18 protein-coding genes are annotated in these 18,028 nt (G+C 67.5%); 14 read left to right on the top strand and 4 right to left on the bottom strand.

Annotated features, from left to right (window positions below; genetic code table 11):
• Window positions 1–13 precede the first annotated feature (13 nt).
• The 8 genes from BLQ70_RS13595 to BLQ70_RS13560 are packed head-to-tail and all read left to right on the top strand — an operon-like array spanning window position 14 to window position 7,905.
• Window positions 14–1,543 (top strand): ABC transporter ATP-binding protein, encoded by a 1,530-nt coding sequence (locus tag BLQ70_RS13595; protein WP_091857423.1) that lies wholly within the window; start codon window positions 14–16, stop codon window positions 1,541–1,543.
• Entirely contained in the window at window positions 1,540–2,643 is a 1,104-nt protein-coding gene (locus BLQ70_RS13590; RefSeq protein WP_091857421.1) for an ABC transporter permease, read from the top strand. The genes BLQ70_RS13595 and BLQ70_RS13590 overlap by 4 nt, the downstream gene beginning before the upstream one ends.
• Window positions 2,643–3,617, top strand: a complete 975-nt coding sequence (locus BLQ70_RS13585) for an ABC transporter permease (protein WP_091857419.1) — start codon at window positions 2,643–2,645, stop codon at window positions 3,615–3,617. Before BLQ70_RS13590 ends, BLQ70_RS13585 begins: the two co-directional genes overlap by 1 nt.
• 1 nt (window position 3,618) lies before the next feature.
• Entirely contained in the window at window positions 3,619–4,029 is a 411-nt protein-coding gene (locus BLQ70_RS13580; RefSeq protein ID WP_244512016.1) for a cytidine deaminase, read from the top strand.
• A 35-nt stretch (window positions 4,030–4,064) separates the two neighbouring features.
• Window positions 4,065–4,874: a purine-nucleoside phosphorylase gene (locus tag BLQ70_RS13575; RefSeq protein WP_091857415.1), complete on the top strand. Its 810-nt coding sequence runs from the start codon at window positions 4,065–4,067 to the stop codon at window positions 4,872–4,874.
• Between the two features lie 3 nt (window positions 4,875–4,877).
• Window positions 4,878–5,639 carry a deoxyribose-phosphate aldolase gene (gene deoC, locus BLQ70_RS13570; RefSeq protein WP_091857413.1) on the top strand — a complete coding sequence of 254 codons (762 nt, stop codon included), beginning with the start codon at window positions 4,878–4,880 and terminating at the stop codon, window positions 5,637–5,639.
• Window positions 5,639–6,964, top strand: a complete 1,326-nt coding sequence (gene deoA, locus BLQ70_RS13565) for a thymidine phosphorylase (RefSeq protein ID WP_091857411.1) — start codon at window positions 5,639–5,641, stop codon at window positions 6,962–6,964. Before deoC ends, deoA begins: the two co-directional genes overlap by 1 nt.
• Window positions 6,961–7,905, top strand: a complete 945-nt coding sequence (locus BLQ70_RS13560) for a 2-hydroxyacid dehydrogenase (RefSeq protein ID WP_091857409.1) — start codon at window positions 6,961–6,963, stop codon at window positions 7,903–7,905. Before deoA ends, BLQ70_RS13560 begins: the two co-directional genes overlap by 4 nt.
• Before the next feature lie 3 nt (window positions 7,906–7,908).
• Here BLQ70_RS13560 and nth read toward each other — a convergent pair whose 3' ends face one another.
• Window positions 7,909–8,610 carry an endonuclease III gene (nth, locus tag BLQ70_RS13555; RefSeq protein WP_091857407.1) on the bottom strand — a complete coding sequence of 234 codons (702 nt, stop codon included), beginning with the start codon at window positions 8,608–8,610 and terminating at the stop codon, window positions 7,909–7,911.
• A 20-nt stretch (window positions 8,611–8,630) separates the two neighbouring features.
• On the opposite strand from nth, the gene BLQ70_RS13550 reads away from it, so the two are divergent.
• Window positions 8,631–9,173 (top strand): DUF2244 domain-containing protein, encoded by a 543-nt coding sequence (locus BLQ70_RS13550; protein WP_091857405.1) that lies wholly within the window; start codon window positions 8,631–8,633, stop codon window positions 9,171–9,173.
• On the opposite strand, the gene BLQ70_RS13545 is transcribed toward BLQ70_RS13550, so the two are convergent.
• On the bottom strand, window positions 9,170–9,772 hold the full coding sequence (locus BLQ70_RS13545; protein WP_091857403.1) for a class I SAM-dependent methyltransferase: 603 nt from the start codon (window positions 9,770–9,772) through the stop codon (window positions 9,170–9,172). The two genes, BLQ70_RS13550 and BLQ70_RS13545, sit on opposite strands and share 4 nt — an antisense overlap.
• Window positions 9,773–9,918: 146 nt before the next feature.
• Between BLQ70_RS13545 and BLQ70_RS13540 the strand changes: the two genes are divergently transcribed.
• On the top strand, window positions 9,919–10,866 hold the full coding sequence (locus BLQ70_RS13540) for a methylated-DNA--[protein]-cysteine S-methyltransferase (RefSeq protein WP_091857787.1): 948 nt from the start codon (window positions 9,919–9,921) through the stop codon (window positions 10,864–10,866).
• A 6-nt stretch (window positions 10,867–10,872) separates the two neighbouring features.
• On the opposite strand, the gene BLQ70_RS13535 is transcribed toward BLQ70_RS13540, so the two are convergent.
• Both BLQ70_RS13535 and BLQ70_RS13530 read right to left on the bottom strand, forming a co-directional pair.
• Complete coding sequence (locus BLQ70_RS13535; RefSeq protein WP_139163543.1) at window positions 10,873–12,594, bottom strand: hypothetical protein; 1,722 nt, start codon at window positions 12,592–12,594, stop codon at window positions 10,873–10,875.
• A gap of 143 nt (window positions 12,595–12,737) precedes the next feature.
• Window positions 12,738–13,916 carry a fumarylacetoacetate hydrolase family protein gene (locus BLQ70_RS13530; RefSeq protein WP_091857399.1) on the bottom strand — a complete coding sequence of 393 codons (1,179 nt, stop codon included), beginning with the start codon at window positions 13,914–13,916 and terminating at the stop codon, window positions 12,738–12,740.
• A gap of 228 nt (window positions 13,917–14,144) precedes the next feature.
• On the opposite strand from BLQ70_RS13530, the gene ugpB reads away from it, so the two are divergent.
• The 4 genes from ugpB to ugpE all read left to right on the top strand — a co-directional run bounded on the left by ugpB (window position 14,145) and on the right by ugpE (window position 18,024).
• Entirely contained in the window at window positions 14,145–15,470 is a 1,326-nt protein-coding gene (ugpB, locus tag BLQ70_RS13525; protein ID WP_091857397.1) for a sn-glycerol-3-phosphate ABC transporter substrate-binding protein UgpB, read from the top strand.
• A 75-nt stretch (window positions 15,471–15,545) separates the two neighbouring features.
• The gene (gene ugpA, locus BLQ70_RS13520) at window positions 15,546–16,427 is read left to right on the top strand and encodes a sn-glycerol-3-phosphate ABC transporter permease UgpA (RefSeq protein WP_091857395.1); all 882 of its coding nucleotides are present in this window, start codon (window positions 15,546–15,548) and stop codon (window positions 16,425–16,427) included.
• The gene (locus BLQ70_RS13515; RefSeq protein WP_091857393.1) at window positions 16,427–17,176 is read left to right on the top strand and encodes a creatininase family protein; all 750 of its coding nucleotides are present in this window, start codon (window positions 16,427–16,429) and stop codon (window positions 17,174–17,176) included. Before ugpA ends, BLQ70_RS13515 begins: the two co-directional genes overlap by 1 nt.
• Window positions 17,176–18,024, top strand: coding sequence for a sn-glycerol-3-phosphate ABC transporter permease UgpE (gene ugpE / locus BLQ70_RS13510; protein ID WP_061970937.1), 849 nt, complete (start codon window positions 17,176–17,178; stop codon window positions 18,022–18,024). The genes BLQ70_RS13515 and ugpE overlap by 1 nt, the downstream gene beginning before the upstream one ends.
• Window positions 18,025–18,028 lie beyond the last annotated feature (4 nt).

Here is an 18,028-nt window from a genome sequence, read left to right as displayed (position 1 = left end):
GCGGGCCGCTCCCTTGAGGCCCGCGCCCGCCATCGCGCTCACCGGCATCTCCAAGCGCTTCGGCCCGGTTGCGGCCAACAGGGACGTGTCCCTCTCGGTCGCGGCCGGCTCGATCCACGGCATCGTCGGCGAGAACGGTGCCGGCAAGTCGACGCTGATGTCGATCCTCTACGGCTTCTACGAGGCCGATGCCGGTGAGATCAGGATCGCCGGCGCGCCGCGCCGCATCCGCTCCCCGGCCGATGCGATCGCTGCCGGGATCGGCATGGTCCATCAGCACTTCATGCTGGTGGAGACCCTGAGCGTCGTCGAGAACGTCGTGCTCGGCGCCGAAGGCGGAGCTTTCCTGAAAGGCGGCATCGGCAAGGCGCGGACCGCGCTTGCCCGGCTCTCGCGGGACTACGGTCTCGCGATTGATCCCGATGCCATCGTCGGAGAACTCTCCGTCGGCCTGCAGCAGCGCGTCGAGATCCTCAAGGCGCTCTATCGCGGCGCCGAGATCCTGATCCTCGACGAGCCGACCGCGGTGCTGACCCCGGCCGAGGCCGACCAGCTCTTCGCCCTGCTTCGCGCCTTGAAGGCGCAGGGCAAGACGGTGATCCTGATCACCCACAAGCTGCGCGAGATCATGGAGGTGACCGACCGGGTCTCGGTGATGCGCCGTGGCGAGATGGTTTCCCATGTCGCGACCGCCGAAACCTCGCCGCCGGCCCTGGCCGAGGCGATGGTCGGAAGGCGCGTGCTGTTGCGCGTCGAGAAGGGGCCGCACGAGCGCGGCGCGCCGGTTCTCGAAGCGGTCGGTCTCTCCTGCCGTGACGGGCGCGGCACCGAGACCCTGAAGGACGTGAACCTCACGCTCCATGAAGGCGAGATCGTCGGCATTGCCGGGGTCGCCGGCAACGGCCAGAGCGAATTGCTGGAGGTGCTGGCGGGCCTGATCCAGCCGAGCCGCGGCGTGATCCGGCTGGGCGGCCAGATTCTCGCGGCGGCGGATCGCCATCCGGCGCGGCTGCGCGAACGCGGCCTGATGCATATTCCCGAGGATCGCCAGCGCAGCGGCCTCGTCACCGCCTTCTCCGCCGCCGAGAATGCCATTCTCGGCTACCAGCACGACCCAGCCTTCGGTTCCGGCCCCTTGCTCTCGCCGGCTCGCATCGAGGCCCATGCCCGCGAGGCCTTTGCCGCTTACGATGTACGTCCGCCCGATCCGGCGCTGAAGACGGCAAAATTCTCCGGCGGCAATCAGCAGAAGATCGTGCTCGCCCGCGAGATCGAGCGCGGCCCAAAAGTCCTGCTGGTCGGCCAGCCGACGCGCGGCGTCGATATCGGCGCGATCGAGTTCATCCATCGCCGGCTGGTGGCGCTGCGCGATCAGGGCGTCGCGATCCTGCTCGTCTCGGTCGAGCTCGAGGAGGTGATGGCGCTCTCCGACCGGATCATCGCGCTATGCGGCGGCCGGATCACCGGCGAGCGCGCCGCGGAGCAGGCCGATGAGCGCGATCTCGGCCTGCTGATGGCCGGCGTGGCGGACGAGGCGGCATGAGCGCCGTCCCCGTCGACCTCCCGCGCTGGGCCGATATCGCGCTGGTGCCGCTGGTCTCGGTCGCCGCGGCACTCCTCGTCGCCGGGCTCGTGGTCGTCGGCATCGGAGAAAATCCGCTGGAGGCGACGGCCCTGCTCCTGCGCGGCGCGCTAGGCAGCGCCGAGGGCATCGGCTTCACGCTCTATTACGCGACGAATTTCATCTTCACCGGGCTCGCTGTCGCCGTCGCCTTCCATGCCGGGTTGTTCAATATCGGCGGCGAGGGGCAGGCGACTGTTGCCGGCATCGCCATGGCGATCGCCTGCCTCGCCCTTCCGGCCTTGCCGGGTTTCCTCGCCGTGCCCATTGCGATCCTCGGGGCGGCGGCGGGCGGCGCGCTCTGGGCCTTCATTCCCGGCTGGCTCCAGGCCAAACGCGGCAGTCATGTCGTGATCACCACGATCATGCTGAATTTCGTCGCGGCGACGCTGATCGTCTATCTGCTGCGCGAGATCATCGGCAAGCCCGGCTCGATGCAGCCGGAAACACCGGATTTCCCGGCGGGCGCCATCCTGACGCCGATGCACCAATTGCTGGCGCCCTTCGGTTTCACTTTGCCCGCGACGCCGCTGAACAGCGCCTTCTTCCTGGCCCTGATGGCGCTCTTCGCCGTCTGGCTGCTGATCTGGCGGACGCGGCTGGGCTATGCGATCCGCACCGTCGGCGCCAATCCGCGCGCCGCCGCCTATGCCGGCATCTCGCCTGCTGCGGTGACCATGATCGCCATGGCGATCTCGGGCGCGCTCGCCGGTGGGCTCGCGGTCAACGAGGCGCTCGGCGTCCAGCATCGGCTCGTGCTCGATTTCACCGCCGGCTACGGCTTCGTCGGCATCGCGGTCGCGCTGATGGGCCGTGGCCACCCGGCCGGCGTCGGCCTCGCCGCCCTGCTCTTCGGCGTGCTCTATCAGGGCGGGGCCGAGCTCTCCTTCGACAAGCCGGCCATCACTCGCGACATGGTCGTGGTCATCGGCGGCGTGCTCGTGCTCTTCGCCGGCGCGCTGGACGGGCTGTTTCGCCGGGTCATTGCGACCGTGCTGCGCATCGGCCGGGGGGCGGCCTGATGGACCTGCTCCAGCTCCTCGCTGTCATCCTCGATTCGACGATCCGGCTCTCGATTCCGCTGATCTGCGCGGCGATGGCGGGCTTGTGGTCGGAGCGGGCCGGTGTCGTCGATATCGGCCTGGAGGGCAAGATGCTGGTCGCCGCCTTTGCCTCGGCGGTCGCGGCCTTCGCCACCGGCTCGGCCTGGATCGGGCTTAGCGCTGGCATTCTGGCATCGCTGGTGCTGGCGCTGGTCCATGGCTTCGCCGCGATCACCTGGCGCGGCAACCAGATCGTCTCCGGCGTCGCCATCAACATGCTGGCGGCGGGGCTGACGGTCGTGCTCGGCAATGCCTGGTACGGGCAGGGCGGGCGCACCCCCTCGCTCGAGGGTGCGGCCCGCTTCGGCGACCTCACCTTGCCCTTTGCCCGCTGGGCGCGCGAGCACGTCCCCGGGCTCGGCCTGATCTATGATGAGGTCGTCTCCGGCCATGCCGCCCCGGCCTATCTCGCCTTCCTTTGCGTGCTCGTCACGGCCTTCGTCCTGAAGCGCACCCGCTTTGGCCTGCGCATCCGTGCCGTTGGCGAGAATCCGGCGGCGGTCGATACCGCCGGCCTTTCGGTCGCGGGCCTGCGCTATGGCGCCGTTGCGATCTGCGGCCTGCTCTGCGGCATCGGCGGCACCTATCTCGCCGTGGCGCAATCCGCCGGCTTCCTGCCCCATATGACGGCTGGACGCGGCTTCATCGCGCTTGCGGCGGTGATTTTTGCAAACTGGCGGCCCTGGCCTGCGCTCGGCGCCTGCCTGCTCTTCGGCCTGCTGGACGCGGTTGCGATCAGGCTTCAGGGCGTGACAATGCCCGGTATCGGGCTCGTGCCGGTGGAAGCGATCCAGGCCTTGCCCTATCTGATGACCATCATCCTGCTCGCCGGCTTCATCGGCAGGGCGACACCGCCGAAAGCCTCTGGCCTGCCCTATGTCAAGGAACGCTGATTTGCCGGCCGATATCGATTTCGAGGCCCTGTTCGCCGCTGCCGCCGCCATCCAGCCGCGCGCCTACGCACCCTATTCGCGCTTCAAGGTCGGTGCCGCGCTGCTGGCCGATGACGGCGCCGTCCATGCCGGCTGCAATGTCGAGAACGCCGCCTATCCCGTCGGCTCCTGTGCCGAGGCCGGGGCGATCGCGGCGATGATCGCGGCCGGCGGGAAGGCGATCCGGGCGGTGCTCGTCTTCGGCGAGGGGGCCGAGCTGGTCACGCCCTGCGGCGCCTGCCGCCAGCGCATCCGCGAATTCGCATTGCCGGAGACCCCCGTCGCCATCGCCGGGCCGGAGGGCATCCGGGCGCGCTTCACGCTGGAGGAACTGTTGCCAGCCTCCTTCGGACCGGCCAATTTGCCGCGGTGATTTGGGCTGCTCCGGCGGCCGGAAGGGAGCATGCGATGGCGGCCGATCCGGCCTTCGACGAGGTGGCATCCATCCTGGCGGACCGGGGCATCGACGCGATCGATTGTGCGATCGTGCTCGGCACCGGCCTCGGCGCCGTCGCCGAGGATGTCCAGGACGCGATCCGCATTCCCTATGCCGAACTGCCCGGCTTTCCGCGCGGCGAGGTCTCCGGCCATGCCCGCCAGCTCTGCTATGGCACGCTGCATGGCCGCAAGGTCCTGATTTACCAGGGGCGCGCCCATTACTACGAGGGCGGCGATTCCACGGTGATGCGGGTTCCGCTCGGCGTACTCACCGCCTTCGGCTCGCCGCCGCTGGTCCTGACCAATGCGGCAGGCTCGCTCTCGGCGGAGATGCGTCCGGGCAGCCTTGCTCTCATCACCGACCATATCAACCTGAACGGCCCCAATCCGCTGATCGGCGACAGGGGCGACGGCCGCTTCGTGCCCATGGTCGATGCCTATGACCCGCATCTGCGCGGCCGCTTCAAGCGCGCGGCCGAAAAGGCGGCGCTGTCGCTCGGCGAAGGCGTCTACATGTGGTTCACCGGGCCGAGCTTCGAGACGCCGGCCGAGATCCGCATGGCGAAGGTGCTGGGCGCCGATCTCGTGGGCATGTCGACTGTGCCGGAGGTCATCCTGGCGCGGCGCTGCGGTTTGCGCGTCGCCGGCCTGTCCATCGTCACCAATATGGGCGCAGGCCTTCATGGTGGCACGCCGCACCATACCGAGACGCGCGATGTCGCATCCCTTGCGGCAGGGGCGCTCAGGCGCCTGCTGCGTGCCTTCCTGTCGGAGTTGTAAGCCATGTCCGATGCCGATCTCGCCCGGCGCGCGCTCGCCCTGCTCGATCTCACCGATCTTGCCGACGATGCCACGGAGGAAGGCACCCGCGACCTCTGCCGGCGCGCCGTGTCGGGCCCGGTGCCGGTCGCTGCGATCTGCCTGTGGCCGCGCTTCGTCGCGACAGCACGCGCTGAACTGGGAGACGGCCCCGTTCGCATCGCGACGGTGGTGAATTTCCCCGATGGCGACACGCCGATCGCCCCGGCCATGCGCGAGACGGAGGAGGCGCTCGCGGCCGGCGCCGACGAGATCGACCTCGTCCTGCCCTGGCGGGCGGTTCTAGCAGGCCAGACCACGGCGGCGGCCGCCATGGTCCGCAACGTCAAGGGGCTCTGCGACGAGCGGCGGCTGAAGGTGATCCTTGAGACCGGCGAATATCCCAATCTCGACAAGGTCAGGACGACCTCGGAGCTAGCCATCGCGGCCGGCGCCGATTTCATCAAGACCTCGACCGGCAAGACCGCGAACTCTGCGAGTATCCCGGCTGCGCGCGTGATGCTCAGCGTCATCGCGGAAATGGGCCGCCCCGTCGGGCTGAAGCCGTCCGGCGGCATCAGGACGCTGGCCGACGCCACGCGCTATCTCGACCTCGCCGATGCGATCATGGGAGAGGATTGGGCGACGCCCACGACCTTCCGCTTCGGCGCCAGCGGCCTCTATACGGCGCTGGTGGACGCGATCGCCGGCGCCGCGCCCGATGCTACGCCGCGCGGGGGGTACTGATGCGCCTGACCCAGGAGATCATCGCCGCCAAGCGCGACGGTGCGGAACTGTCCGATGCCGATATTCGCCAGTTGATCGCCGGATTGCCTGATGGCTCTGTCAGCGAAGGGCAGGCAGCCGCCTTCGCCATGGCGGTCTATTTCAACGGCATGAATGAGCGCGAGCGCGTCGCGCTGACGCTCGCCATGCGGGATTCCGGCACGGTGCTGCACTGGGACGATCTGCCCGGCCCCGCTCTCGACAAGCACTCGACCGGCGGCGTCGGCGATACGGTGAGCCTGCCACTCGCGGCGGCGGTTGCGGCCTGCGGCGGCCATGTCCCGATGATCTCCGGCCGCGGCCTCGGCCATACCGGCGGTACGCTCGACAAGCTCGACGCCGTGCCGGGCTATGTCACCCAGCCTGGTATCAATCTCTTCCGCAAGGTGGTGCGGGAAGCCGGCTGCGCCATCATCGGCCAGACCGCCGATCTCGCGCCGGCCGACAAGCGCCTCTATGCCATCCGCGACGTCACTGCGACGGTCGAGACCATTCCCTTGCTGGTCTCCTCGATCCTGTCGAAGAAGCTCGCCGCCGGCCTGCACGGCCTCGCCATGGACGTGAAGTTCGGCTCCGGCGCCTTCCTGCCCGACTACGGTAAGGCGCAGGCTTTGGCGCAGGCGCTGGTCGGCGTCGCCAACGGCGCCGGCCTGCCGACCAACGCGCTCCTGACCGATATGAGCGAGCCGCTCGCTTCGGCCGCGGGCAATGCGCTCGAGGTCGCCTATGCGCTCGACCATTTGACCGGGCGCCGCCGCGAGCCGCGCTTCCACGAGGTCACGGTCGCGCTCGCCGCCGAGATGCTGTTGCTCGGCAAGCTCGCCCCGGATCTCGACAAGGCCCGTGCGAAGATCGAGCAGGCCTTCGCCTCCGGCGCCGCGGCGGAGCGCTTCGCCCGGATGATCGTCGCGCTGGGCGGCCCGGCCGATTTGCTGGAGGCGCCGCAGAAGCATCTCGCCGCCGCGCCGGTCGTGAAGCCGGTCTATCCCGAAACGCGGGGCGCCGTCGCTTCCGTCGATACGCGCGCAGTCGGACTCGCCGTCGTAGCGCTCGGCGGCGGGCGGGTGCGGCCGCAGGACCCGATCGACCATGCCGTCGGTATCGTCGCGCTGGCAGGCATCGGCGACGGCGTCGGGCTCGACCGGCCGCTCGGCATCGTCCATGCCCGCAACGAGGACGGCTACGCTGCGGCAAGCGAGCGCTTGCGCAAGGCCTACCGGATCGGAGAGGGTGCGGCGCGCGGCCCGCTGGTCGCGGAACGGATTACGGAGAGGGTGTCGGGATGAGTTTGCTTCTGGCCATGACCGGCTGGCATATCGAGGACTGGCGGGCGCGCTTCCAGGCGCTGCTGCCGGATATGCCCGTCGTCGTCCTCGGCGAGCCCTTCGACCGTCGCGCCGTGCATTACGTCGCGAGCTGGAAGCATCCGCCCGGCAGCCTGACCGGTCTGCCCAACCTCGCTGCGATCTTCTCGCTCGGCGCCGGCGTCGATTTCCTCTTCGCCGACGACAAGCTCCCGGCGGCGCCGATCGCACGCATCGTCGATCCCGATCTGACGACGCGGATGAGCGAGTATATCGTCCTGCATTGCCTGATCTACCTGCGCCAGCAGCGCCGCTACGACCGCCAGCAGCGCGAGGCGCTCTGGGACGATGATCGCAACCAGCCGGCCGCCCGCGCGGTCCGCGTCGGCGTCATGGGGCTGGGCGAGCTCGGTCAGGATGCAGCGCGCAAGCTCGCCATCATCGGCTTCGACGTCGCCGGCTGGAGCCGTTCGCCAAAGACCATCGAGGGTCTCCAGACCTTCTCCGGCGAGGACGGCATGAAGGCGTTCCTCGCCCGGACCGACATCCTCGTCAGCCTGCTGCCGCTGACGCCGGATACGCGCGGCATCATCAATGCCGAGCTGCTTTCGGGCCTCGCGCAGGACGGACGCCTCGGCGGGCCGTTCCTGATCAATGCCGGACGCGGCGGCTTGCAGGTCGCGGACGACATCCTCGCCGCGCTCGATGCCGGCACGCTCAAGGGCGCGACGCTCGATGTCTTCGAGACCGAGCCGCTGCCTGTGGACTCAGCCCTCTGGAGCCATCTGGGCGTGACGGTGACGCCGCATAATTCGGCGATGTCGGAACCCGAAGCGATCGCCACGGCGGTTGCCCAGCAGATCGGCCGGCTGGAGGCGGGCGAGCCCTTGCTCAACCTGGTTGACCCGGAGCGGGGCTACTGAGCTTCAAGCGATCCGCTTGTCCGCGGAATCGCAGAGGTCGTTCTGGATGCAGCGCAGGCATTCGGGCCGCAGCGCCTTGCAGGTATAGCGCCCGTGCAGGATGAGCCAGTGATGGGCGTGCCGGCCGAATTCCGGCGGCACGGCCTTCTCCAGCCCGAGTTCGACCTGCAGCACGTTCTTGCCCGGCGCGATGCGCAGGCGGTTGGCGATGCGGAAGACATGGGTGTCGACCGCATGGGTGATCTCGCCGAAGGCGATGTTGAGGACGACATTGGCGGTCTTGCGGCCGACGCCGGGCAGGCTCTCCAATGCCTCGCGCGTCGCCGGGACCTCGCCGCCGAATTCGGCGATCAATCGCTCACAGAGCGCGATCACGTTCTTCGCCTTGGTGCGGAAGAGCCCGATCGTCTTGATGTAGTCGCGCACGGTTTCCTCGCCGAGCGCGAGCATCTTCTCAGGGCTGTCGGCGATGGCGAAGAGCGGGCGCGTCGCCTTGTTCACGCCGGCATCGGTCGCCTGCGCCGACAACACGACCGCAACCAGCAGCGTGAAGGCGTTCACCGATTCCAGCTCGCCCTTGGGCTCGGGATTCGCGGCCTGGAAGCGGGTGAAGATCTCGCGGATCTCCGCCGGCTTGCGCGCGCGCGGCAACGTGATGCGCTTTGCCGGCGCTGCCGTGCGAGGGGGCCTGTTCCGCTGATCCATGACGGCGTTATAATCGCCGCATGACACCCGGCAATAGCCTCGGCAGTGATAGCTTTGGCAGCGAGATCGCGGATGCGTCGCAGCGGCCGGTCTTCGACGCGACGATCACGCCGCACCGCTCGCTCGGCCAGAACGGCTTCCGCATCGTGATGACGCTGGTCTGCCTCGCCAGCGTGATTTCCTCGCTTCCCTTCGTCCTGCTCGGTGCCTGGCCGGTCGCGGGCTTCTTCGGGCTCGACATCGTCGCGCTCTTCGTCGCCTTCCACGTCAATTTCCGGCATGCGCGCGCCTTCGAGCGCATCGTGGTGACGCCGCTGGAGGTTTTTCTGCGCAAGGTCTCGCATCACGGGCGCGAGGCGGTCTGGCGCTTCAATCCGGCCTGGACCCGGCTCGAACGCCAGACGGACGAGGATTACGGCCTGCTCGCTCTGACGCTGGTCTCGCGCGGGCAGAGCGTCGCGATCGCCTCCGCACTCTCGCCGCAGGAGCGTTCCGGCTTCGCCGATGCGCTGGGCTCGGCCCTGTCGAGCGCCCGCCGCGGGCCGGATTACGGCACGCCTTAAGCCGCTGCAGCGAGCCAGATCGTATGGCCGCCGCAGCTTGGGTCCTCGGCGATATGGTCGATGACGGCGAAACCGCTCTCCGCCAGCAGGGTCCGGTATTCCCCGGGATCGAGGCTGCCATGATAGAGCGCCTCGCCTTCGAAGCTGCCGATCGCCTCGCCATGGGCCGGGCCGCTGGTGAACAGCAGGGCCGCGCCCGGCGCGGCATGGCTCGCAAAGACCTTGAACATGCCGCGCTGGTCCTCTGGCGTCAGGTGGAAGAACGAATCCCAGGCGATCAGCCCGTCGAAGCGGCGGCCAAGGGCGAGGCGGCGCATGTCGGCGACCTGCCAGTCGCCCTCGGGAAAGCGGGTCCGGCACAGCGCGATCATCGCCGGGGCGGAATCGACGCCGGTGACGGCATGGCCCTGTTCGATGAAATGGCGGGCGATCGGCTGCCCGGTGCCGCAGCCGATATCGAGGATCGTGGCGCCGGGCGCGAGCAGGTCCCGGAAACGCGCGAGCCACGGGCCTTCCATCAGCGTCTTGCCGCGCAGGCCGTCATAGGTGGCGGCGTGGCGCTGGTAGAGATCGATGATGGCGTCGGCTGGAGAGGTCATGGTGCTGTTAGATGCCCGGCCGCGCCGCCGCGCAACCCCGCCCTTGCCAGCTTTCGGGTGGGAACGGCATGGTGGACACCCTAGATTCGCATCATGACTGATGATGCGAGGTTCCAATGAACGCTCATGCTCCGATGAAAACGGCGATGACCCCGACGCGCTTCTCCAATGCGGTGCTGGCGCGCGCCACCGATGCGACGCCGAGCGAGGCCGATTTCCCGGCCGTCGCCCCCGGCTCCGATTACGACACCGTCCGGCGCATCCTCTCCTTCATCACCCATAACTGGCGCGAGCAGCCGACGATCGAGGCGATCGCCGAGGCTGCGGGCGCGACCCCGACCGATGTCCATCACCTCTTCCGCCGCTGGTGCGGCCTGACGCCGAAGGCTTTCCTGCAGGCGATCACGCTCGACCATGCCAAGGGGCTGCTGTCCTCCTCGGCCAGCATTCTCGACACGGCGCTTGAGGTCGGCCTCTCCGGCCCCGGCCGCCTGCATGATCTCTTCGTGACGCATGAGGCGATGTCGCCCGGCGAATGGAAGACCGGCGGCGAAGGTCTCAAGCTCTCCTATGGCTTCCACGCATCGCCTTTCGGCGAGGCGCTGGTGGTGATCACGGAGCGCGGCCTCGCGGGCCTCGGTTGGGTCTCGAACAGCGCCGATGGCGGCAAGGTCGTCGGCGGGCGGGCCGAAGCGCTGGCCGACATGATGCGGCGCTGGCCCCATGCCGATTATCACTACGACCCGGTCCTGACGGCGCCCTATGCCGGCCGCATCTTCGAGCCCAAGGCCTGGTCGGCGGAGACGCCTTTGCGTGTCGTCCTGATCGGCACCGATTTCGAGGTGCGGGTCTGGGAGACGCTGCTCCGGATTCCCGTGGGCTGCGCCACGACCTATGGCGAGGTCGCCAACCATATCGGCAAGCCCAGCGCGGCGCGGGCCGTCGGCATGGCGGTCGGCAAGAACCCGATCTCCTTCGTGGTTCCCTGCCACCGCGTCATCGGCAAGTCCGGCGCGCTGACCGGCTATCACTGGGGCCTGACGCGCAAGCGCGCCATCCTCGGCTGGGAAGCCGGGCAGACCGCGGCCGGCTGATCCCGGTCACTTCCGCAAATACATGTCCCAGCAGGGCGCGAGCGCGATCCGCTCGCGCCCTTCGAGCGCTGCGGCGAAATGGCTGCGGATCATCTCGCGCGGCGTCGTCACCGGGCATTTCGGCATCAGCATCGCGTCGGTCTGCCTGAGCGCCTCGATGGTGCCCGGCTGCAGGTCCGGCGTGCTGCGGCCGGGATCGACTCCGACCGGCACGACGCGCGGCGGCATGCGCTGCAGCAGATAGTTCAGCGGATCGACGAAATCGAAGGTGAAGAAGCCGTTGAGCTCGCGCTTGTTGGCGGCTTCCCAGGCCTTGATCGCGGTCACCGCCTGCTGGATCTCGAGCATCCAGGTCGCCTGGTAGTCGATCTCCGAATAGAGGATGTAGGACGGCAGGATGTCGCGCCGGATCAGGTCGCGATAGCCTTCGGGCTGCGTCGCGTAGTGGTCGAGCATCGCGGCGGCGCGTGCGGCGATGTCCGGCTTCACGCTGATCCGGCCGAGCGGCCCGAGATCGGGCACGTCGAGTGCGACATAGGTCGCCCCGCCCATCACCGCGCGCATCCCGCGCTCCATGCAGATGACGGCGCTCGGCAGCGAGACAGCGAGCGTCAGTACGAGGACCACCGGCCGCATGCGGTCGTTGCGCCGCTCCCACCAGTCGAGGATGAGCGGCAGGAGGATCGGCCACAGGCCGATGAATTCGAGCGAGCCGGTATTTTGCGTCTCGAACAGGGCAAGCGCGAACAGGCCTGCTGCGAACCAGCCGATCGGCGCATCCGCGAGCGCCCGCCAGCCGGCCAGCGTCGCCGGCAAACCGTCGCGCCAGGAGGCGTAGGCGAGCACGGCGAGCAGGACCAGCGACGGGCCGATCACGTTGAACTTGACCGAGGCCACGGTCAGGAAGCGCGGCAGCAGCGTACCGGTGTTGAGGCCGAGAAGGGTCAGGATATCGATGATGTAGGCGGAGCTGAGCCCGGTCGCGAGTTCCAGCACGCCCAGTGCGAGGATGACGAGCCCGGCGGCGATGGTCGCATCGCGGAAGCGCATCCGGCCGCTCAGTGTGGCGTAGCCGACGAGGAGCGTGCCGGAGACGGCGCCCGTGACCTTCGTCAGGAAGAGCGTCAGCATCAGCACGGCCACGAGCGCGATCTGCAAGCTGCGCCGCGGCACGAACAATAGGGTCGCGATCAGCAAGTAGAGCTGCAAGGCGACATGGCGGTTGTAGAAGCCGTACCCGTCGAAGCCGGGCGAGGGGTAGAGCCCGTGCAGGTTGATCGGCAGCGCCGCGAACAGCAGGAAGGGCAGCACCAGCGCCAAAGCCTGCGGGCGGGAGCGCCGGGCGACCTCGCCGGCGAGCAGCGCCAGCACCGGCAGCATGATCGGCAGCAACGCCCAGTTGATCAGCAGCATCGGCTGCGCATCGGGGAAAACGGCGTCGAGCCCGGCGGCAAAATAGAAGCCGAGCGGACCGATCGGCGCGAAGAAATCGATGGTCGGGACCTGGCCGAGGCCGATGCGCTGGATCGCGTCGAGATAGACCACCGTATCCCAGGCATTGGGCCCGAGCGGCAGGCGCAGCGGCAGGATCAGCGCCGCGACGGCCAATGCGGCGAAAGCCACGATCCAGGCGAGGGGCGAGCCGGCCAAGCGCGTCGCTGCTCCCTTGCCGATGAAATCCTTGCCGTCGACTTGGGAGTTTTCTGTCCCGATTTCGCTCATCGCCACGCCGAACCCTCCTGGTCCAGCCCGCTCTGTGGCAGAAAAAACTTACCAGCTGCCTGACGGAAAGGCAGGTTCTCGCCGAATTTCGGTAAGAACCCGCGGTTTCGCTGCTGCCTTTCTGTCAGTTCGCCCGTTCCGGTGCCGGGTCAGAGCAGTCCGCGCCCAGCCAGGTAACGCATCAGATGCGAGGCGCCATAGGTCCAGGGTGCGCATTCATCGGTGCGCTTCATCCGGTTGACCAGGCTGCCGAGCTCGGGTGCGGCGATGGTGACGATGTCCCCGTATTTATGGGTGAAGCCGCCGCCGGGCGCATCGCGATCCTTAATCGGCGCGAACATGGTGCCGAGATAGAGCGCCGCCCCGTCCGGATATTGATGATGCGGGCCGATCATCTGGGCCGCGAGATCGGCGGGGTCGCGGCTGATCTTCGCGATCGAGGAGGAGCCCTCTAGCCGGAAGCCGTCCTGCCCCTCGACCGTCAGCGTCACCGTCGTCCGGCGGACATGGTCGAGCGTGAAACCGGCATCGAACAGGCGGATGAAGGGGCCGACCGCCGCGGCGGCGTTGTTGTCCTTGGCCTTGCCGAGCAGCAGGGCCGAGCGGCCCTCGACATCGCGCAGGTTGACGTCGTTGCCGAGCGTGGCGCCGACGATCCGCCCATCCGAGGCGACGATCAGCACGATCTCCGGCTCGGGGTTGTTCCAGCTCGAGGCCGGATGCAGGCCGGCGTCAGCGCCGGTGCCGACCGTCGACATCGGCGGCGCCTTGGTGAAGATCTCGGCATCCGGCCCGATGCCGACCTCGAGATATTGGCTCCAGGCGCCCTGCTTGATCAGGACGTCCTTGAGATGCATCGCCTCGGGCGAGCCGGGCTTGAGCTTCGAGAGATCGTCGCCGATGAGCTTGCCGATCTCCTCGCGGATCGTCGCTGCGGCGGCCGGGTTGCCGCGCGCCTTCTCCTCGATCACGCGCTCCAGCATCGAGACCGCGAAGGTGACGCCGGCCGCCTTCACCGCCTGCAGGTCGAGCGGCGAGAGCAGCCAGGGCCGCGTCGGGTCGCGGCCGTCCACAGGCGTGTTGGCGAGGATGTCGGTGAGCGAACCGATCGCCTCGCCTTGCGCCGCGCGCAACGCCGCCGCCGGATCGGCGTTCTCGCAGAGGTCGCGGCTGGTCGCGAAGCTCTGGGTGACATCGATCACCTGCCCGCCGCGCAGCGTCACCACGGCGGGCCCGCCGAGATCGGGACGCCAGACGCGGCCCGCGAGCGCGGCGGCCTCGGCATCCGCGGGCAGGGTCGTGGTCACGGCAAGGTCGAGGCTGGGCATGGTGGCATCCACAGGCGGATTCGGATCGGGGAGCGCAGATCAGCCGGTTCTGCCGGAATGTGCAAGCGAGAGGCCGTCACGGTCGATGCCGGACCTCCGACCCAGACCATAGGCTGATTGCGCTGGTCGTCATCGATTTGTCATTGAAATGTCGCCTGCGCTTCATGCTAGCTTGCGCACCAACGACAAGAACCGCGGCGGCGCCCGCCCGCGGAAGGGAGACATTCCATGAGCATCAAATCGCGCATCCTGATGTCGGTCGCGGCCTTTGCGCTGGCCGGCGCCTCGCCTGCCCTCGCGCAGACCGAGATCCAGTGGTGGCACGCGCTGACCGGCGCCAATAACGACGTCGTCGTCAAGCTCTCCGAGGATTTCAACGCCTCGCAGAAGGACTACAAGGTCGTTCCGGTCTACAAGGGCTCCTATCCCGACACGCTGAACGCCGGCATCGCCGCCTTCCGCGCCGGCCAGGCGCCGCACATCCTGCAGGTCTTCGAGGTCGGCACCGGCACGATGATGTCGGCCAAGGGCGCGATCAAGCCGGTCCACGAGATGATGAAGGAAGCCGGCGAGAAATTCGATCCGGCGGCCTATCTGCCGGCGATCAGCGGCTATTATTCGACGGCCAAGGGCGAGATGCTCTCGATGCCGTTCAACTCCTCGTCGATGGTGATGTGGTACAACAAGGACGCCTTCAAGAAGGCGGGCCTCGACCCCGAGAAGCCGCCGAAGACCTGGCCCGAGACCTTCGAGGCCGCCAAGAAGCTGAAGGCCGCCGGCTATGACAAATGCGGCGTCTCGAACGCCTGGGCGCCCTGGGCCAATATCGAGCAGTTCGGGGCCTGGCACAACATCGCGCTCTCGACCAAGGTCAACGGCATGGCCGGCGCCGACGCCGTGCTGAACTTCAACAAGAGCCCGGCCTTCCTGAAGCACTGGACCAACCTGGTCGAGCTGCAGAAGGACAAGACCTATGACTATTCCGGCCGCACCAATAATGGCGAAGGCCGCTTCACCTCGGGCGAATGCCCGATCTTCCTGACCTCCTCGGGTTTCTTCGGAAACGTCAAGGCGAACGCCAAGTTCGACTGGGCCAACGCCGCGATGCCGTACTATGCCGACGTGCAGGGCGCTCCGCAGAACTCGATCATCGGCGGCGCTTCGCTCTGGGTGATGGGCGGCAAGAAGGCGAACGAATACAAGGGCGTTGCCAAGTTCTTCACCTTCCTCTCGAATGTCGACCGCCAGGTGAAGCTGCATACCGAGTCGGGCTACCTGCCGATCACCAAGGCAGCCTATGAGAAGGTCAAGGCGTCCGGCTTCTACAAGGACAAGCCCTATCTCGAGACCCCGATCCTCGAGCTGACCAACAAGGCCCCGACCGACAACTCGAAGGGCCTGCGCTACGGCAGCCTCGTCCAGATCCGCGACATCTGGTCGGAGGAGTTGGAGGCGGCGCTGAACGGCCAGAAGTCGCCGCAGGCGGCGCTGGATGCGGCGGTCGATCGCGGCAACCAGATGCTGCGCCAGTTCGAGCGCACTGCGGCCCGCTGAGCGTTTCGCTCTTGCATAGCTGAGGCCATCCCGGGCAATTGCGCCCGGGATGGCCGTCTCGTTCCAAGGAAGCCGATGCAGAAGAACGCATATTTCAAGGGGCTGACGATCCCCTTCCTGCTGCTTCTGCCGCAGCTCGCGATCACCATCGTGTTCTTCTACTGGCCGGCGAGCCAGGCGGTCTGGCAGAGCTTCCTGCTCGAGGATGCCTTCGGCATCTCGACGCAGTTCGTCTGGTTCGAGAATTACCAGGCGCTCTTTGCCGATCCCGGCTATCTCAAGGCCTTCATCAACACCGCCATCTTTTCCACTTTCGTCTGCGTTCTCTCGCTCTCGATCGCGCTGCTCTTCGCCGTGATGGCGGACCGCCAGATCCGCGGTGCCGAGATCTACAAGACCCTGCTGATCTGGCCCTATGCGGTGGCCCCCGCCATCGCCGGCGTGCTCTGGCTGTTCATGTTCGATCCCTCGCTCGGCATGCTCGCGCGTGGCCTGCAATCGCTGGGTATCCCGTGGAATCCGCGTCTCAACGGCAACCACGCCATGCTGCTGGTCATCCTCGCCGCGACCTGGAAGCAGATCAGCTACAATTTCCTGTTCTTCCTCGCCGGTCTGCAATCGATCCCCAAGAGCGTGATCGAGGCGGCGGTGATCGACGGCGCCCGGCCGATGCGCCGGTTCTGGACCATCGTCTTCCCGCTGCTCTCGCCGACGACCTTCTTCCTGCTCGTCGTCAACATCGTCTACGTCTTCTTCGACACCTTCGGCATCATCGACACGGTGACCGGGGGCGGCCCCTCGGGCGCGACCGAGACGCTGGTCTACAAGGTCTTCTCCGACGGCAAGGGCGGCTCCAATCTCGGCGGTTCGGCGGCGCAATCGGTGCTGCTGCTGATCATGGTGATCGGACTGACCGCGGTGCAGTTCCGCTTCATCGAGCGCAAGGTGAGCTACTGATGGCCTCCGTACTCTGGCAGGACCTGACCGCCGAGGAGCTGCGGGTCAAGGCGGCGGCGGACGCGATCGTCGTCCTTCCCGTCGCCTCGATCGAGCAGCACGGCCCACATCTGCCCGTCGGCGTCGACACCATCCTGTGCGGCGGCGTCTGCAAGGCTGCGGCCGAGCGGGCCGACGATGTCGACGTCGTCGTGGCGCCGACGCTCTGGTGCGGCATGGCCGAGCACCACATGGCCTTCGGCGGCACCTTTACCTTCGACATCCCGACCTATCGCGCCGTGCTGCTGTCTTTCCTCAAGAGCATCGAGCGCCACGGCTTCCACCGTGTGCTGATCGTCAACGGCCATGGCGGCAACATCGCCGCGCTCACCGCCTTCCTGCCCGATTTCGCCCGCGAGACCCGGCTGCATGTCGAGGCGACCACCTATTTCATGCTGGCGGAGGCGGCGCTCGGCCCTCTCCTGGAGGATCAGAAGGGCGTCCAGCATGCCTGCGAGGTCGAGACCTCTATGATGATGGTGCTGGCGCCGGGCTCGGTGCGCGAGCCGCGCCTGTCCGAAGCCTTCGGCGCGCTGGACCGTGCGCCCCGCCGGCAGGTCGTTTCGCGCCACCGCTCCTTCCGGGAGATGACCGAGACCGGCGTCGTCGGCGATGCCCGCCGCGCCACGCCGCAGAAGGGCCAGGCCTGTCTCGATGCCTGCGCCGATGCGCTGGCCGATCTGCTGCGCGCGATGGAGAGGGCCACCTGATGGTCGAGGACCGCCGCCTGGGCGACCTGATCGCCTATATCATCCTGACGATCGGCGTGCTGATCGTCGCCTTCCCGGTCTGGCTGACCTTCGTCGCCTCGACCTGGGACGCCGCGACCGTGATCAACGGCCAGATGCCGCTCTATCCCGGCCCGTATTTCCTGGAGAACTACAACCGCATCCTGTTCGTGGGCACGTCGAGCACGACGCGCGAGCCGGTGATCCACATGATGCTGAACTCCTTCATCATGGCGATGGCGATCGCGCTCGGAAAGATCTTCATCTCCGTGCTCTCGGCCTATGCGGTGGTCTATTACCGCTTCCCGTTCCGCATGGCGGCGTTCTGGATCATCTTCATCACGCTGATGCTCCCGGTCGAGGTCCGCATCTTCCCGACCTTCAAGATCGTCTCCGATCTCAACATGCTCGACACCTATCAGGGCCTCGCCATCCCATTGATCGCCTCGGCGACCGGCACGCTGCTCTTTCGCCAGTTCTTCATGACGATCCCGGACGAATTGCTTGAGGCCTCGAAGATCGACGGCGCCGGCCCGTTCAGGTTCTTCAAGGATACGCTGCTCCCGCTCTCGATGACGACGATCGCGGCGCTCTTCGTGATCCAGTTCATCTATGGCTGGAACCAGTATCTCTGGCCGCTCTTGGTGACGACGAAGGACTCGATGCAGACCATCGTCATCGCCATCAAGAAGATGATCGTCACCGCCGACGCTCTGACGGAATGGCAGCTCGCCATGGCCACCGCCATGCTGGCGATGCTGCCGCCCGTCCTCGTCGTCATCGCCATGCAGAGGCTCTTCGTGAAGGGCCTGGTCGAAACCGAGAAGTAACCCG

It is taken from the genome of Allobosea robiniae (genome assembly GCF_900102525.1).
Lineage (GTDB): Bacteria > Pseudomonadota > Alphaproteobacteria > Rhizobiales > Beijerinckiaceae > Allobosea > Allobosea robiniae.
This window is presented reverse-complemented; position numbering and strand designations above follow the sequence as displayed.

Bases quoted from the DNA above. Each gene is read 5' to 3' on its own strand.
- BLQ70_RS13545 (WP_091857403.1), bottom strand. From the start codon at position 9,772: ATGACCTCTCCAGCCGACGCCATCATCGATCTCTACCAGCGCCACGCC.
- BLQ70_RS13540 (WP_091857787.1), top strand. From the start codon at position 9,919: ATGACCCCGACGCGCTTCTCCAATGCGGTGCTGGCGCGCGCCACCGAT.
- BLQ70_RS13590 (WP_091857421.1), top strand. From the start codon at position 1,540: ATGAGCGCCGTCCCCGTCGACCTCCCGCGCTGGGCCGATATCGCGCTG.
- BLQ70_RS13530 (WP_091857399.1), bottom strand. From the start codon at position 13,916: ATGCCCAGCCTCGACCTTGCCGTGACCACGACCCTGCCCGCGGATGCC.
- BLQ70_RS13550 (WP_091857405.1), top strand. From the start codon at position 8,631: ATGACACCCGGCAATAGCCTCGGCAGTGATAGCTTTGGCAGCGAGATC.
- deoA (WP_091857411.1), top strand. From the start codon at position 5,639: ATGCGCCTGACCCAGGAGATCATCGCCGCCAAGCGCGACGGTGCGGAA.
- BLQ70_RS13515 (WP_091857393.1), top strand. From the start codon at position 16,427: ATGGCCTCCGTACTCTGGCAGGACCTGACCGCCGAGGAGCTGCGGGTC.
- BLQ70_RS13560 (WP_091857409.1), top strand. From the start codon at position 6,961: ATGAGTTTGCTTCTGGCCATGACCGGCTGGCATATCGAGGACTGGCGG.
- ugpB (WP_091857397.1), top strand. From the start codon at position 14,145: ATGAGCATCAAATCGCGCATCCTGATGTCGGTCGCGGCCTTTGCGCTG.
- BLQ70_RS13575 (WP_091857415.1), top strand. From the start codon at position 4,065: ATGGCGGCCGATCCGGCCTTCGACGAGGTGGCATCCATCCTGGCGGAC.
- ugpE (WP_061970937.1), top strand. From the start codon at position 17,176: ATGGTCGAGGACCGCCGCCTGGGCGACCTGATCGCCTATATCATCCTG.
- BLQ70_RS13585 (WP_091857419.1), top strand. From the start codon at position 2,643: ATGGACCTGCTCCAGCTCCTCGCTGTCATCCTCGATTCGACGATCCGG.
- nth (WP_091857407.1), bottom strand. From the start codon at position 8,610: ATGGATCAGCGGAACAGGCCCCCTCGCACGGCAGCGCCGGCAAAGCGC.
- deoC (WP_091857413.1), top strand. From the start codon at position 4,878: ATGTCCGATGCCGATCTCGCCCGGCGCGCGCTCGCCCTGCTCGATCTC.
- ugpA (WP_091857395.1), top strand. From the start codon at position 15,546: ATGCAGAAGAACGCATATTTCAAGGGGCTGACGATCCCCTTCCTGCTG.